This is a genomic window from Vibrio sp. SSH13-20, from assembly GCF_040104475.1.
Classification (GTDB): Bacteria; Pseudomonadota; Gammaproteobacteria; order Enterobacterales; family Vibrionaceae; genus Vibrio; species Vibrio harveyi.
This window is the reverse complement of the sequence record NZ_JBECOU010000003.1, coordinates 366,678-382,810: the sequence shown is the minus strand read 5'-3', so window position 1 is coordinate 382,810 and position 16,133 is coordinate 366,678. Positions and strand designations below refer to the sequence as shown.

The 16,133-nt window shown below is 45.6% G+C and carries 12 protein-coding genes; 10 read left to right on the top strand and 2 right to left on the bottom strand.

Annotated features, from left to right (window positions below; all coding sequences use genetic code 11):
• Positions 1-104: 104 nt before the first annotated feature.
• From sdhC to sucD, 8 genes are all read left to right on the top strand, one after another.
• Complete coding sequence (gene sdhC, locus ABMY42_RS10475; RefSeq protein ID WP_005446421.1) at positions 105-497, top strand: succinate dehydrogenase cytochrome b556 subunit; 393 nt, start codon at positions 105-107, stop codon at positions 495-497.
• Positions 491-835, top strand: a complete 345-nt coding sequence (sdhD, locus tag ABMY42_RS10470; RefSeq protein ID WP_005446422.1) for a succinate dehydrogenase, hydrophobic membrane anchor protein — start codon at positions 491-493, stop codon at positions 833-835. The genes sdhC and sdhD overlap by 7 nt, the downstream gene beginning before the upstream one ends.
• A complete protein-coding gene (gene sdhA / locus ABMY42_RS10465) occupies positions 836-2,602 on the top strand; it encodes a succinate dehydrogenase flavoprotein subunit (protein ID WP_009698584.1) in 1,767 nt (588 codons plus the stop codon).
• Positions 2,603-2,617: 15 nt separating this feature from the next.
• Entirely contained in the window at positions 2,618-3,328 is a 711-nt protein-coding gene (locus tag ABMY42_RS10460) for a succinate dehydrogenase iron-sulfur subunit (protein ID WP_005446424.1), read from the top strand.
• Positions 3,329-3,420: 92 nt separating this feature from the next.
• Entirely contained in the window at positions 3,421-6,246 is a 2,826-nt protein-coding gene (gene sucA / locus ABMY42_RS10455) for a 2-oxoglutarate dehydrogenase E1 component (RefSeq protein WP_009698583.1), read from the top strand.
• 28 nt (positions 6,247-6,274) lie between these two features.
• Positions 6,275-7,483 (top strand): 2-oxoglutarate dehydrogenase complex dihydrolipoyllysine-residue succinyltransferase, encoded by a 1,209-nt coding sequence (gene odhB, locus ABMY42_RS10450; protein WP_005426699.1) that lies wholly within the window; start codon positions 6,275-6,277, stop codon positions 7,481-7,483.
• A gap of 203 nt (positions 7,484-7,686) precedes the next feature.
• Entirely contained in the window at positions 7,687-8,853 is a 1,167-nt protein-coding gene (gene sucC, locus ABMY42_RS10445) for an ADP-forming succinate--CoA ligase subunit beta (protein ID WP_005446426.1), read from the top strand.
• Positions 8,853-9,725, top strand: coding sequence for a succinate--CoA ligase subunit alpha (gene sucD / locus ABMY42_RS10440; protein WP_005436989.1), 873 nt, complete (start codon positions 8,853-8,855; stop codon positions 9,723-9,725). The genes sucC and sucD overlap by 1 nt, the downstream gene beginning before the upstream one ends.
• A gap of 70 nt (positions 9,726-9,795) precedes the next feature.
• On the opposite strand, the gene znuB is transcribed toward sucD, so the two are convergent.
• Positions 9,796-10,581 (bottom strand): zinc ABC transporter permease subunit ZnuB, encoded by a 786-nt coding sequence (gene znuB / locus ABMY42_RS10435; RefSeq protein ID WP_005446427.1) that lies wholly within the window; start codon positions 10,579-10,581, stop codon positions 9,796-9,798.
• Positions 10,574-11,362, bottom strand: coding sequence for a zinc ABC transporter ATP-binding protein ZnuC (gene znuC / locus ABMY42_RS10430; protein WP_009698581.1), 789 nt, complete (start codon positions 11,360-11,362; stop codon positions 10,574-10,576). Before znuC ends, znuB begins: the two co-directional genes overlap by 8 nt.
• A gap of 78 nt (positions 11,363-11,440) precedes the next feature.
• Here znuC and znuA point away from each other — a divergent pair, with 78 nt between their 5' ends.
• Both znuA and ABMY42_RS10420 read left to right on the top strand, forming a co-directional pair.
• Positions 11,441-12,322, top strand: coding sequence for a zinc ABC transporter substrate-binding protein ZnuA (znuA, locus tag ABMY42_RS10425; RefSeq protein WP_017188397.1), 882 nt, complete (start codon positions 11,441-11,443; stop codon positions 12,320-12,322).
• A gap of 212 nt (positions 12,323-12,534) precedes the next feature.
• On the top strand, positions 12,535-15,912 hold the full coding sequence (locus ABMY42_RS10420; RefSeq protein WP_349266277.1) for a helix-turn-helix domain-containing protein: 3,378 nt from the start codon (positions 12,535-12,537) through the stop codon (positions 15,910-15,912).
• Positions 15,913-16,133: the final 221 nt, after the last annotated feature.

Sequence of the window (16,133 nt, the reverse complement as noted above, 5' to 3'; positions counted from 1 at the left end):
ACAATTATCTCCGAGCTTATTGCGAGTATTTGTTAATCAAATGTTAACTTTTGTACGTTTGGAAGCTGAAATTGGTTATAACAATAAATGCTCAATGGAGCTGAGTGAGCAAGCCCGTGAAAGAAAGAAAGTCAAGACCTGTTAATTTAGATTTACAGACCATCCGCTTTCCCATCACAGCAATCGCGTCAATCCTACACCGTGTATCTGGTGTGATTACGTTTGTTGCGGTGGGTATATTACTTTGGTTACTGTCCATTTCTCTGTCGTCCCCGATGGGTTTTATGGAAGCCGCTGACATTGTCGATAGCTTCTTCGTGAAATTCATTCTATGGGGCATTCTAACTGCACTTGCCTACCACATTGCTGGTGGTGTTCGTCACTTATTGATGGACCTAGGTCATTTCGAAGAACTCGATTCAGGCGCGATGAGCGCTAAAGTCGCATTTGGTGCAACTGCAGTGTTATCACTACTGGCGGGGATCTTGGTATGGTAAAACACGTTTCTTCATTTGGTCGTAATGGTGTTCACGATTTCTTATTGATTCGTGCTTCAGCCATCATTATGACGCTATATACGATTTATCTAGTGAGCTTCTGTGCTTTCTCAGATATCTCTTACGCATCTTGGACCCAATTCTTTGGTGGTACTTTCACCAAAGTTTTCACCATGTTGGCACTTGTTTCTATTCTGATTCACGCGTGGATTGGTTTATGGCAAGTCTTAACCGATTACATTAAGTGCTCGAAACTTCGCGGTGCACTTCAACTTGGTGTTATTGCCGTTCTGTTCGGCTATGTCTTCTCTGGTCTATTTATTCTGTGGGGTGCGTAAGTGTCTATTCCAGTTCGTGAGTTTGATGCCGTAGTAATCGGCGCTGGTGGTGCGGGCATGCGCGCTGCACTACAAATTTCGGAGCAAGGCTTATCATGTGCTTTGCTATCTAAAGTTTTCCCAACTCGTTCTCATACTGTATCCGCGCAGGGTGGTATTACAGTTGCGCTTGGTAACTCGCACAAGGACGATTGGCAATGGCATATGTACGATACGGTAAAAGGTTCTGATTACATCGGTGACCAAAATGCGATTGAGTACATGTGTAAAAATGGTCCTGAGTCAGTTATCGAACTAGAAAAAATGGGTCTTCCATTCTCTCGCTTTGATAACGGAACAATCTACCAACGTCCATTTGGTGGTCAGTCAAAAGAGTTTGGTGGTGAGCAAGCGGCTCGTACAGCAGCAGCGGCAGACCGTACTGGTCACGCACTTCTTCACACGCTCTACCAACAAAACGTAAAACACAAAACAACCATTTTCTCTGAATGGTACGCTCTAGATTTGGTGAAAAACCAAGACGGCGCGATCATGGGTTGTACGGCTATCTGTATGGAAACGGGTGAGATTTGTTACTTCAAATCGAAAGCAACCATCCTAGCAACAGGTGGTGCAGGTCGTATCTACGCGTCGACTACCAACGCGCACATCAATACTGGTGATGGTGTTGGTATGGCACTTCGCGCAGGCGTTCCAATGCAAGACATGGAAATGTGGCAGTTCCACCCAACGGGTATTGCTGGTGCAGGTGTTCTTGTTACAGAAGGTTGTCGTGGTGAAGGTGGTTACCTTCTAAATAAAGATGGCGAGCGCTTCATGGAGCGTTATGCGCCAAACGCGAAAGACCTTGCTGGTCGTGACGTAGTAGCTCGTTCTATGATGATTGAAATCCGTGAAGGTCGTGGTTGTGACGGTCCTTGGGGCCCACACATCAAGCTGAAATTGGATCACCTAGGTAAAGATGTTCTTGAGTCTCGTCTGCCTGGTATCTGTGAGCTTTCGCGTACATTCGCGCACGTTGATCCAGTTAAAGAGCCAATTCCAGTAATCCCAACTTGTCACTACATGATGGGTGGTGTTCCAACGCAAGTTTCAGGTCAAGCAATCAAACAGACTGCTGACGGTAATGATGTCGAAGTCCAAGGCCTATACGCTTGTGGTGAAATTGCTTCTGTATCGGTACACGGTGCAAACCGTCTGGGCGGCAACTCACTGCTTGATTTGGTGGTATTCGGTCGCGCAACAGGTCTACACCTCGGCGAAACACTGGCTGCACAAGCTGAAGCTCGTCCAGCAACAGAGTCTGACATCGAAGCTTCACTAGCGCGTACTATGCGTTGGGAGAACAGCACTGGTGGTGAAGACCCAGTTCAAATTCGTAAAGATCTACAATCTTGCATGCAAAACAGCTTCTCGGTATTCCGTGAAGGCGACGCAATGGCAACAGGTCTGGAAGAGTTGAAAGTGATTCGTGAGCGCCTAAAAGATGCACACCTAGCTGACAAGTCTTCTGAATTCAACACGCAACGTATTGAGTGTTTAGAGCTAGACAACTTGATGGAAACTGCATTCTCTACAGCAGTAGCGGCGAACTACCGTACTGAAAGCCGTGGCGCACATGCTCGCTTCGACTTCCCTGAGCGTGATGATGAAAATTGGCTATGCCACTCAATCTACAACCCGGAAACTGAAGCAATGACTAAGCGTGATGTGAATATGACGCCAACTCATCGTGAAGCTTTCCCTCCGAAAGTACGTACTTACTAAAGGGAGGATATGACTATGAAACTGAACTTCTCTTTATACCGTTACAACCCGGATGTAGACACAAAACCTTACATGAAAGACTACGTTCTTGAAGTGGAAGAAGGCTCAGACATGATGGTTCTGGACGCGCTGATTTTACTAAAAGAGCAAGATCCGAGCATTGCATTCCGTCGTTCATGTCGTGAAGGGGTATGTGGATCTGATGGTCTGAATATGAATGGTAAAAACGGTCTAGCGTGCATTACTCCGTTATCTGCGCTTCAAGGTGACAAGATTGTCATCCGACCGTTACCTGGCCTACCAGTAGTACGTGATCTTATCGTTGACATGACACAGTTCTACGATAACTATGCGAAAGTTAAGCCTTTCTTGATTGATGACGGTGCTCTACCACCATCGCGAGAGAACTTACAATCGCCAGATGAACGTGCGCATTTAGATGGATTGTATGAATGTATTATGTGTGCATGTTGTACAACTTCTTGTCCATCATTCTGGTGGAACCCAGATAAATTTATCGGCCCTGCTGGTCTCTTAGCGGCTTACCGTTGGCTAATTGATAGCCGAGATACAGCAACTGATGAACGTTTGTCCGATCTTGATGATGCATTTAGCGTTTTTCGTTGCCATGGCATCATGAATTGTGTAAGTGTTTGTCCTAAGGGGCTAAATCCTACGAAAGCCATCGGTCACATCAAGTCGATGCTGGTGAATCGTTCGATTTAATTAACAACAAAAATTGCCGACCCAAATGGGTCGGCTCTTAATAGCTCGGCGCAGACCGAAGCAAACGTGAAAACTACTGGTTAAGGGAAAATATGCACAACGGCGTGATGAAGGCATGGCTCGAGTCTTCACACTTGGCTGGCGCCAATGCAACGTATGTAGAGGACCTCTACGAACTGTATCTAAGTGATCCCGATCTGGTAAGTGAGGAGTGGAAACGCGTATTTGATGAGTTGCCTAAAAACTCAGAAGAAGTGGCAGAACAGCCGCATTCGCGTGTCCGTGACTACTTCCGACGACTCGCTCAAGAAACAAAGCATTACAGTGTCCAAGTTAGTGATCCAGATGTCGACGCTAAGCAAGTAAAAGTTCTACAGCTTATCAACGCATACCGCTTCCGCGGTCATGAAGCTGCTGAGCTTGATCCTCTAGGTCTATGGCAACGTCCACCTGTGGCGGAGCTAGACCCTGCATTCCACAATCTCACCGAAGATGACTTCGAAGAAACTTTCAACGTAGGTTCTTTTGCTATTGGGCAAGAAACCATGCAGTTGAAAGACATCTACTCAGCTCTGAAGAAAACGTACTGTGGTTCTATTGGTGCTGAATACATGCACATGACAGACACAGAACAGAAGCGTTGGATTCAGCAACGTTTAGAGTCTGTGGTTGGTCAGCCATCTTTCGATAAAACTGAAAAACGTACATTCCTTGAGGAGCTAACTGCTGCTGAAGGTCTTGAGCGTTACTTGGGTGCTAAGTTCCCAGGCGCTAAACGTTTCTCTCTAGAAGGTGGTGATGCACTAATTCCGATGACAAAAGAGCTGATTCGTCATGCTGGTAAGAGCGGCATGCGTGAAGTGGTTATCGGTATGGCTCACCGTGGACGTTTGAACATGCTAGTCAACGTTCTAGGTAAGAAGCCACAAGATTTGTTTGACGAGTTTGCAGGCAAACATGACGAAACATGGGGTACGGGTGACGTTAAGTACCACCAAGGTTTCTCTGCAGACTTTGCAACGCCAGGTGGCGATGTCCACTTAGCGCTAGCATTTAACCCATCTCACCTTGAGATTGTAAACCCAGTAGTTATCGGTTCGGTTCGTGCGCGTCAAGATCGCCTTGGTGATTTTGATGGTAGCCGCGTACTGCCAATCACTATTCACGGTGACTCAGCAATTGCAGGTCAGGGCGTGGTAGCAGAGACGTTTAACATGTCTCTAGCGCGTGGCTTCTGTGTCGGCGGTACGGTACGTATCGTTGTGAACAACCAAGTTGGTTTTACAACATCGAACCCTCGTGATACTCGCTCGACGATGTACTGTACTGATATTGCGAAGATGGTACAGGCTCCGATTTTCCACGTTAACGCTGACGACCCAGAAGCAGTTGCTTTTGTCACTCGTATTGCTCTGGATTACCGCAACGAGTTTAAGCGTGATGTTGTGATTGATTTGGTTTGTTACCGTCGTCATGGTCACAACGAAGCGGATGAGCCGAATGCGACTCAACCGTTGATGTACCAGAAAATCAAAAAGCACCCAACACCACGTAAGCTATACGCTGATGTACTGATCGATAAAAATGAATCAGACATTGAAGTAGCAACTCAGCTTGTGAATGAGTACCGCGACGCGCTTGATAAAGGTGAAGTTGTGGTGAAAGAGTGGCGTCCAATGGCTCTTCACTCTGTTGACTGGTCTCCGTATCTAGGTCACGACTGGGATGTTGAGTGGGATAACAAATTTGATTCAACTCGCTTGAAAGAGCTTGGTCAACGCCTAATTCAATACCCGGATAGCCATAAGCTACAAAGCCGTGTAAACAAGCTTTACAACGATCGTGCTGCAATGATCAGTGGTGAGAAGCCATTAGATTGGGGTATGGCAGAGACACTTGCGTACGCTACCTTAGTTGACGATGGCAAGCGTATTCGTATCTCTGGTCAGGACTCAGGTCGTGGTACTTTCTTCCATCGCCACTCTGTTTTGCATAACCAAAACGATGCGAGCACTTACATCCCGCTAGCGAATATTCATGACAAACAAGGTCCATTCCAAGTCTTTGACTCTGTATTGTCGGAAGAAGCGGTACTGGCGTTTGAGTACGGTTACGCAACGGCAGAGCCAAGCGGTTTGACCATTTGGGAAGCACAATTTGGTGATTTCGCAAACGGTGCGCAAGTGGTGATCGACCAGTTCATTTCGTCGGGTGAGCAAAAATGGGCTCGTCTATGTGGTCTGACGATGCTGTTGCCACACGGTTATGAAGGTCAAGGTCCTGAGCACTCGTCAGCGCGTTTAGAACGTTACCTACAATTGTGTGCTGAACAAAACATGCAGGTTGTAGTGCCATCTACACCAGCACAGGTTTACCACATGATCCGTCGTCAGGTGGTGCGTCCAATGCGTCGTCCACTGATTGTTATGTCACCTAAGTCGCTACTGCGTCATCCACTTTGTACATCGTCTTTGGAAGATCTTTCTGAAGGTACATTCCAGCCGGCGATTCCAGAAATCGATAATCTGGAACCAAGCAAAGTGAAACGTGTTGTGTTCTGTTCGGGTAAGGTTTATTTCGACCTTCTAGAACAGCGTCGCAATAACGAACAAGATGATGTTGCTATTGTGCGTATTGAGCAGCTATACCCATTCCCGATGGAAGAAGTTCAAGCCGCTATTGAGCAATACACGAATGTTGAAGACTTTGTATGGTGTCAGGAAGAGCCTCAAAACCAGGGTGCTTGGTACTGTAGCCAACACAACTTCCGTGCAGCTATTCCAGCAGGCGCAGATCTTAAATACGCAGGTCGCCCAGCTTCTGCTTCGCCAGCAGTAGGCTACATGTCGGTGCACTTGAAACAACAAAAAGCGTTGGTTGAAGACGCTCTGAACGTGAACTCAAAAACTTCGAATTAAGAACTAGAAGTTAAAGGAAGAAACAGATATGACAATTGAAATTCTGGTTCCAGATTTACCTGAATCAGTTGCTGACGCAACCGTAGCGACATGGCACAAACAACCAGGCGACGTAGTCGAGCGTGATGAAGTTCTGGTTGATATCGAAACTGATAAAGTCGTGCTTGAAGTACCTGCTCCGGAAGCGGGCGTTTTAGAAGCCATTATCGAAGAAGAAGGTGCGACAGTACTTTCTAAGCAGTTGATCGCAAAACTTAAGCCAGGTGCCGTAGCAGGCGAACCAACGACAGATTCAACAGAAGACAAAGAAGCATCTCCTGACAAGCGTCATAAAGCAACGCTGACAGAAGAGAGCAACGATGCGTTAAGCCCTGCGGTTCGTCGTCTTCTTGCTGAACACGGTCTAGAAGCAAGCCAAGTGAAAGGCTCTGGTGTTGGCGGTCGCATTACTCGCGAAGATATCGAAGCGCACCTTGCAAACGCAAAAGCAGCTCCGAAAGCAGAAGCTCCAGCAGCTGTTGAAGCGCCTGCAGCAGCTCGCAGCCAAAAACGTGTTCCAATGACGCGTCTACGTAAGACAGTGGCAAATCGTCTTCTAGAAGCGAAAAACAACACGGCGATGCTGACTACGTTTAACGAAGTGAACATGAAGCCAATCATGGACCTTCGTAAGCAGTACAAAGACCAGTTTGAAGAGCGTCACGGCACTCGTCTTGGCTTCATGTCTTTCTATGTGAAAGCAGTAACTGAAGCACTAAAACGTTACCCAGAAGTGAATGCATCTATTGATGGTGATGACATCGTTTACCACAACTACTTTGATATCAGTATGGCGGTTTCTACGCCACGCGGTCTAGTGACGCCAGTTCTAAAAGACTGTGACACGCTAGGTTTTGCTGACATCGAAAAAGGCATCAAAGAGCTAGCAATCAAAGGTCGTGACGGCAAGCTAACGGTTGATGAGTTGATGGGCGGTAACTTCACTATCACTAACGGCGGTGTATTTGGTTCATTGATGTCTACGCCAATCATTAACCCACCACAATCAGCAATCTTGGGTATGCACAAGATCCAAGAGCGTCCAATGGCGGTTGATGGCAAAGTAGAAATCTTGCCAATGATGTACCTAGCACTATCTTACGATCACCGTTTGATTGATGGTCGTGAGTCAGTGGGTTTCCTAGTAACAATTAAAGAGCTACTAGAAGATCCAGCGCGTCTGTTATTAGACGTTTAATATCGCTAAAACGTCGAGTTGTCCCTGATAGCTCGACGCCTACAGCATCCAAGGCTAGACTGGCTCAGCGTCTGGCCTTCACTTGAACTGCCCCCGATATAATCTATAAGCAGTTGATTTGAGAAGACCCTACAGACGCACCGCATGAAGTGGTGTTATGGAAATAATAAATCCCTTAAGGGATAAACAAACGGAATATCAAAATGAATTTGCATGAATACCAAGCCAAACAGCTGTTTGCAGAATTCGGTTTGCCTGTACCGGAAGGCTACGCATGTGATACGCCACAAGAAGCTTTTGAAGCAGCGGGTCGCATCACTACTGAAAAGAAAGTTGTAAAGTGTCAGGTTCACGCTGGCGGTCGCGGTAAAGCGGGTGGCGTAGAGCTACACGATACAAAAGATGGTGTAAAAGAATTCGCACAAAAATGGCTAGGTAAGAACTTGGTTACTTACCAAACAGACGCAAATGGTCAGCCTGTTACTAAAATCCTTGTAGAAGAAGCATCTAACATTGCTAACGAACTTTACCTTGGTGCGGTTGTAGACCGTGCAAGCCGTAAGATCGTATTCATGGCTTCAACTGAAGGTGGTGTGGAAATCGAAAAAGTTGCGGAAGAAACACCGGAGCTAATCCACAAAGCAGCAATCGATCCACTAGTAGGTCCTCAGGCTTACCAAGGTCGTGAGCTCGCGTTCAAACTTGGTCTTGAAGGTGACCAAATCAAACAATTCGTTAAGATCTTCATGGGTCTTGGCACTATGTTTTCTCAGTACGACCTAGCGCTACTAGAGATCAACCCACTGGTTATTACTGGCGAAGGCAACCTGCTGTGTCTTGACGGTAAGATCAACATCGACTCAAACGCGTTATACCGTCAGCCTAAGCTTCGTGAAATGCACGATCCTTCACAAGAAGATGAGCGTGAAGCGCACGCAGCTCAGTGGGAACTGAACTACGTAGCACTAGACGGCAATGTTGGCTGTATGGTTAATGGTGCAGGTCTGGCGATGGGTACAATGGACATCGTAAACCTACACGGTGGCAAGCCGGCTAACTTCCTAGACGTAGGTGGCGGTGCAACAAAAGAGCGTGTAGCGGAAGCGTTCAAGATCATCCTATCTGATGACAACGTGAAAGCAGTTCTAGTCAACATCTTCGGCGGTATCGTTCGTTGTGACATGATCGCAGAAGGCATCATTGGTGCAGTGAAAGAAGTTGGTGTAACGGTACCTGTTGTTGTTCGTCTTGAAGGTACTAACGCTGACCTAGGTCGCGAAGTTCTTGCTAATTCTGATGTTGATATCATTGCTGCTGAGTCGCTAACAGATGCTGCTCAGAAAGTTGTTGCTGCTGCGGAGGCTAAATAATGTCTGTACTAATTAACAAAGACACTAAAGTAATCTGTCAGGGCTTCACGGGTGGTCAAGGTACTTTCCACTCAGAGCAGGCAATTGCTTACGGTACACAAATGGTTGGTGGTGTATCTCCAGGTAAAGGTGGTCAAACTCACCTTGGTCTTCCTGTATTCAACACTGTACGTGAAGCAGTCGAAGTGACTGGCGCAACAGCAACAGTAATCTACGTACCAGCGCCATTCTGTAAAGATGCAATCCTAGAAGCGATTGATGCGGGTATTGAGCTTATCGTGACCATCACGGAAGGCATCCCAACAACAGATATGATCGATGTTAAAGTGAAGCTAGAAGAAACTGGCGTTCGCATGATCGGTCCAAACTGTCCGGGTGTTATCACACCTGATGAATGTAAGATCGGTATCATGCCTGGTCATATTCACAAGAAAGGTAAAGTAGGTATCGTTTCTCGTTCAGGTACTCTAACGTACGAAGCGGTTAAGCAAACAACGGATGAAGGCTTCGGTCAATCAACGTGTGTTGGTATCGGTGGTGACCCAATTCCTGGTTCAAACTTTATCGATATCCTTAAACTTTTCCAAGAAGACCCAGAAACTGAAGCAATCGTAATGATTGGTGAAATTGGTGGTACTGCGGAAGAAGAAGCTGCTGCTTACATCAAAGAAAACGTAACGAAGCCTGTGGTTTCTTACATTGCTGGTGTAACGGCTCCTCCTGGTAAACGTATGGGTCACGCTGGTGCGATTATCTCTGGTGGCAAAGGTACTGCTGAAGACAAATTCGCAGCACTAGAAGCGGCTGGCGTTAAGACTGTGAAATCTCTAGCAGAGATTGGCAAAGGTCTACGTGAAGTGACAGGTTGGTAATCAACCAAACCATTACAAAAGCATCAAAAAAGCCTGCGATTTCGCAGGCTTTTCTTTTTCTATCAGTGCATTAGGCTTTACGTCTAATCAATTGGCTAAGCATAAACAGGAATGTTGCACTAATGACAACAGAAGGACCTGCTGGCGTATCGAAGTGCCAAGATAGGCTTAACCCCATTAACACTGCAATCGAACCGATAATCGAGGCAAACAATGCCATTTGCTCTGGTGATGAGGAAACTTTACGCGCAGTGGCTGCAGGGATAATCAGTAGAGAAGTCATGATCAATGCGCCAACAAACTTCATACCTACTGCGATGACCACACCCACCATCAGCATTAATACCAAACGCACTAGATCGGTATTCACGCCCTCCACGGCGGCAAGCTCTTCGCTGACTGTGCTGGAGAGCAGTGGGCGCCAAAAGATGTACAAACACGCACTTACAGCAACAACACCAGCGTAGATGAACATCAGATCTTGTGGCGAGACCGCAAGCAAGTCACCGAATAGGTAGCTCATAAGATCTACGCGAACGTTGTCTAAGAAACTGACGGACACTAAACCAATGGACAGCGCACTGTGCGCCAAAATACCAAGCAAGGTATCTGTCGCCACAAGCTGTTGTTTTTGCAGAGTCACAAGCAGGACCGCTAACGCTAAACAGCAAACTAGTAGCGCAAGATATAGGTTTACATTGAGTAAAAAGCCCAGCGCTAACCCCATTAACGAGGCGTGAGCAAGGGTATCGCCAAAGTAAGCCATTTTTCGCCAAACCACGAATGAGCCAAGTGGACCTGCGATGATCGCAATACCAATACCAGCCAGAATTGAAGGCAATAAAAACTCAATCATGATGATGATGTCCGTGAGAATGGTTTGAACAAGATGTAGCATCGCCAGTGACTGGTGAACCCGCTAAATCGTGGTGGTGATGCTCATGATCATGATGGTAAAAAGCCAGAGATTCTCGAGTCGCATTACCAAACAGCGCAATGTAAGAAGGGTGCTGGGTGATGGTTGCCGGTGAGCCAGAGCAGCACACATGATGATGCAAGCAAATCACATCGTCAGTTTTAGCCATCACTAAGTGCAAGTCATGAGACACCATGAACACACCGCAGTCAAATCGGTGGCGGATGCTCTCAATTAAGTCATAGAGATCGATCTGACCTTGAACATCGACTCCTTGAGCGGGTTCATCTAATACCAACAATTCTGGACGTTGTAGTAGGGCGCGTGCGAGCAATACTCGTTGGTTCTCTCCGCCAGATAGACGGTGCATGTTACTTGCGATGAGATGCTCAGCTCCAACAAGGCGTAGCGCATCGAGACATTCCTGCTTGCTATACTTGCCAGCAAGGTTCAAAAAGCGAATGACATTGAGTGGCAGTGAATCGTTGAGTTTCAGTTTCTGAGGAACATAACCAATTTTCAGTTTACGTTGCTTCGTTAACTTACCGCTGGTCGGTTTTTGGAGACCTAGAATGACTTTAACTAATGTCGATTTTCCCGCTCCGTTGGGACCAATTAGGGTGGTGATCTTGCCCTTTTCTAATTCCATAGTGATATTGTCGAGAACTCTGCGTTCGTCAAACTCGACGCACAGTTGCTCAAGACGGACTAGTGAAGACATGAATGAAACTCATTTGCAAAATAATAATGTTATAATGTAACATTATCTCACTTTCCACGCCATACCCCAAGTAAAACTATGAAAAGAGCTATTATTCTTGCTGTCTCAGCAATATTAACGTTACCTGCTCACGCGGTAACTGTGTTAACCAGTATCAAACCAATTCAAATGATCACGACCGAGCTTACTGAAGGCGTAACAGCTCCGGACGTATTGCTACAAAACAATGCATCTCCGCATGATTACGCGTTGCGCCCTTCTGATGTCCAGAAAGTAGCTGCTGCGGATTTGGTGATTTGGTATGGGCACGACCTCGAACCATTCCTTGAAAAAGTGGTGACAGATAGAGGGAACACACTGACACTAAGCCAAATTCCAGGTTTGTCGCTGCGAGAGTTTGGTAGCGAGCATTCTCATGATCACGATGGTCATGACCATGGTACACATGACCCTCATTTTTGGTTGGGTGTTGAAACAGTACAACAGGTCGCTAATGCAATTGCACACAAGTTAGCGGAAGTTGATCCAGTACATGCCGATACGTACGCCAACAACCTGAAGAAATTTGAAGTAAAGTTGAACGCGACTGATTCTGAGATTAAACAGCAGCTTGCTCCAGTCAAAGATAAAGGTTACTTCGTATTCCATGATGCTTATGGGTATTTTGAAGAGCGTTATGGTTTGAATCAAATGGGTCACTTCACCGTTTCACCGGACCGTAAACCTGGTGCAAAAACACTGATTCGTATCCGTAAAACGTTGGGAACCGGTGATGTAGCGTGCGTGTTCTCTGAACCTCAGTTTACTCCGGCGGTTATTGAGAGTGTGATGCGCGGCAGTGACGTTCGTTCAGGTGTTCTTGATCCGCTGGGTAGTGAGGTTGAGGTGAAATCTGGAAGTTACTTCGAATTTCTTAAAGGAATGTCCAACAGCTTTAGTCAATGTTTGAGCGAAAAGTAACAATTGTGTTGTGCTTCTCTACACGGAATACGTTTTTAACGTGATCTGGCAGTAAGAATTACAAACCTTAAGCGCAGTGAGTCTTTTCTATCAAAGGATTTGAGATATCATTATCAATAATTAGCGGCTCAAAATAACCATATAGACACTTAGCTATGGAAGGCATGAGTGAACCATGAGTCGCACGTATTGATACATGTAAGGATTTTATCTTGCTGCGCCAATTAGCCCTCTTTTTCTGGGCTTTTATCCTCTCATTTCAAGCGTTTGCTTCAAGTGAAGCGAATGCGATCTTTTACCCTTTGCCAAATCAGGTTAAGGGGACTTTTATTGCGGCAAAAAAATTGTTCCCGGGTGAGCATGGTGGGCTTTGGATTCACGATGTCCACGGACGGGTGCTGTTTTATGATGGGCAAACCACTTTGCCAAAATCAGGCAGTTTTCTACGAGCGAAAGTAGAACAACTGGCATACCACAAAGGCTCATTCTGGACGTTTATCGAAAACGAGGTATATCAGACTTACCCTAACCAAGAACGTCGCTTGGTCTTTAGTCTCAATCCTGGTTCTCAAATTCGTAAGATTGGCTCATCTGGCAATTTTATCTGGGTTAGTGACGGCGCGCATTTCTATACCTACAATATTGAAACCAGTGAACTTAACTCCTTCTCTTTACTGCAACTCTATCAGCATAGTAACAACAGTTACGTCTATATTAATGACGCCATTTTCGTCGAAACGAAGTGGGCGTTAGCGACGACATCAGGTGTATATCTATCAGAGGGGAGCAAGTTCAACCATGTTGTTTCGTCGGGTAAACACTACATAGAAAAAGTGTATTACTCACATACTCGTCGAGAGATTCTGGTCGGAACGCTAAAAGGCGCGCTGATTTTTAATATCTCCGAACCAGATAAACCTGTCATTCGAATTGGTACATCTCACGTTCTTACATTTGCAGAAACCAACCAAGAGTATTGGGTCGGAACGGAGCAAGGGCTTTATTTGTATTCGTTCTTAAGCGGAGATGTAACTCAAGTCACCCCGGCAAGCTTCCTTGAGCTGGAATTAGCGACCACTAAGATCTACTCGTTATTGAACGACAACATGGGCGGTATGTGGATTGCTACCAACCAAGGCATTCGTTATTACTCATTATTTAGTAAAAAATTCGAGCGAACAACGTTCAGTAGTTACGATCAATTGACACTTTCTGGGCGAATCCGCCAAACGTTGACGGGACCTGATGGTGCGCTTTGGTTTGCTGATGATCATAAGCTTTATCGCTCAGGACCTAAGGCAATTAGTGAGGTTTTAGATTTATCTTCTCAGATTAATGAGTTCGCTTTTCAAGGTGATAAGTTATGGATAGCGACAGCAAATGGCCTTGAGATATTCGATCTTGAGAACTTAACCCCAATGACCTTCCCGTATTTGCAAGTCATTGCAGGACGAGCCGTTGATCATATTGTGGCTGACGGGGCGAGCCGATTGTGGGTATCAAGTGGTTATCAACTGTTTAATATCGACGCTGAAAAGCAAGAAATGCGTAACTTTGGCAGTGACTGGTTAGTGAGTCAGTATCTACCTGCCAAAATTACCCGTTTGTATGACAAAGAAGAGTTGCTGCTGATTGGTACCGATCACGGTGTCTATGAGTATGATGGAGAGCGGATTCGTTTTAACCGTTTCTCTGAAAAGTATGGAGAGTCGCTTGATATCATTACTGCTAATGATGGCTCTCAATGGTTTGCATCTGCTTACGGTGTTTTTCGAACCATCCCGGGTCGTAACGAAAAGCAGGTGATGGAAATGAGTGTTTCAAACTCTCGGCCCGCTTGTTTACTGAGTGATTCTGAAGGGGTTTGGCTCGCTTCATCGGTAGGGTTAAGCTATTACCATTTCTCCGGTCAGTTGATGAAGCACTATTCCTCTTCTTCAGGCTTAATTAATAATGAATTTCTTCCAGGCGTTTGTAATCTGATTCGACGTTCAGAGGATAGTGACCGCCAACTTATCTTTGGATCTCAATACGGTTTAGTGAAAGCTGATTCATCAAAACTGCTAGTGTCTAATACGCCAGAGTCCAAACTTATTGTTAGCCAAGTCATGTTGGAAAATGATGTTGTTCAAGTAGGAAGCTCTGACTTAGAAGATATGAAGTTGCCTTATGGGTCTTCATTGAGTTTCTTGTTTGGTGTGATGCCAAAACCAGATAACCAAAACCTCTACTATCGCTTGAATGAGAGTGAACAATGGCAATCTCTGGAAGGTGGACAGTTAACACTAGAGCACTTAAATTCCGGAGATTATCACCTTCAAGTAAGTAATGACTCACAACTCGCCTCTGGTTTGATTGGACTTGAATCTAAGTTTACGGTACTCAAGCCTTGGTATTTGTCAAAGTTGGCAATATCTGGATTTACGTTAATTACGATCGCAACGTTAGCACTCCTGATGTACTGGCGTTCGCGATTTGTATTGCAAGCGAACCGTGATCTAGCGGCGCAGGTGACATTAAAAACCAATCAGTTACGTCATCAAAGTCGAGTTCTATTGACGAGCAATCAACAGCTTAGAAAGCAAATTCAAGTGAGAAACTTGCTGGTGGACCATGTTGCACAATCAATTAAATCCAGTGTGGATTCGATTGCCCATAAGCTTCCACTGGATTTAGATTCAGTAACTCAAGATCACCTTTCTAAAACCTATTGGCAATTGAACGAGCTTAAGAGCTCACCAGAAGATACCAGCAATGGTAGTCAAAACTATAACTTAAGCCAGATTACCCAGTCCGTCGTTGATGTGTGGCGAGAGGACTTCACTAAAGCTGGCATTAGTGTTGAGTTAGAAGATGACAACAAAGCGAGCCGGATTTCACTCGAAAGCTTTAATCTTGATGTCATTTTTAACAGCATCTTCGCCAATATTATTAAACGCTCTTTTAGAGGGCAGTCGGTTAAGTTGGTATTGGAGGAGGGGAATGACATTGTCTCGTTAAGTTTTATCGATCATGGTACCCAGTTACCGAGTAAGGTTTCGACGATGCGACCATCAAACAGCAGCAATGTTGACTTAAGTATGGATAATTTGCCTCAATTGGTGGCGGTCAGCGGTGGTCATTTATCTATGTTTGCGTCGGATGCTCAAAATAAAATTGAAATCACGTGGCCATGTGCTCAAGAACCGAGTCATGTCGAAGAGGTCTTGCCGGAGTTTGCAGAAGTAGAGAAACCACAGCAAGATACATCGCCGGAACAAGAATGGTTGATGAAAGTGTATCAACTTGTCGCAGAACATTATCACGACCCAGAATTTGGTACAGCGTCTGCAGCGAAGATGCTCTATATGTCAGAAAGAAGCCTACAACGACGATTTAAATCTGCTTCTTCACGAACATTGAAAGACTACTTAACGGAAGTTAGGTTGGAAACCGCCTGTGAACAATTGCTCGCTGGCGAGAAGATCAGTGAAGTTGCCTTTAACTGCGGCTTTAATGACCCGTCGTACTTTAGCCAGAAGTTTAAGCTACATTTCGGGCTGCCACCTTCTAAGTTCGCAATGACTCAAGAGAGCCAAACAAGCCTCTAGCTCTTAATTCGACATTACCGAGCCCAGCCTTAGCGTTGGGCTTTTTTACGTCTGTAAGGTGAACGGTATCGTAAAGAGCTCAATATAGATTCTGGACACAAGGGAATGACATTTAGTCTGGCGTGATGCGTGATGCGTGATAAAGGGCTCGAGCTATATAACGCAGAGTACGTGCAGCACAATGGCGATATAGTGTTGTGATAGATAATGAGAATAACAGG

Coding starts and splice junctions, on each gene's coding strand:
- sdhD (WP_005446422.1), top strand. CDS start 491: ATGGTAAAACACGTTTCTTCATTTGGTCGTAATGGTGTTCACGATTTC.
- znuA (WP_017188397.1), top strand. CDS start 11,441: ATGAAAAGAGCTATTATTCTTGCTGTCTCAGCAATATTAACGTTACCT.
- sucD (WP_005436989.1), top strand. CDS start 8,853: ATGTCTGTACTAATTAACAAAGACACTAAAGTAATCTGTCAGGGCTTC.
- znuB (WP_005446427.1), bottom strand. CDS start 10,581: ATGATTGAGTTTTTATTGCCTTCAATTCTGGCTGGTATTGGTATTGCG.
- znuC (WP_009698581.1), bottom strand. CDS start 11,362: ATGTCTTCACTAGTCCGTCTTGAGCAACTGTGCGTCGAGTTTGACGAA.
- sucA (WP_009698583.1), top strand. CDS start 3,421: ATGCACAACGGCGTGATGAAGGCATGGCTCGAGTCTTCACACTTGGCT.
- sucC (WP_005446426.1), top strand. CDS start 7,687: ATGAATTTGCATGAATACCAAGCCAAACAGCTGTTTGCAGAATTCGGT.
- ABMY42_RS10460 (WP_005446424.1), top strand. CDS start 2,618: ATGAAACTGAACTTCTCTTTATACCGTTACAACCCGGATGTAGACACA.
- odhB (WP_005426699.1), top strand. CDS start 6,275: ATGACAATTGAAATTCTGGTTCCAGATTTACCTGAATCAGTTGCTGAC.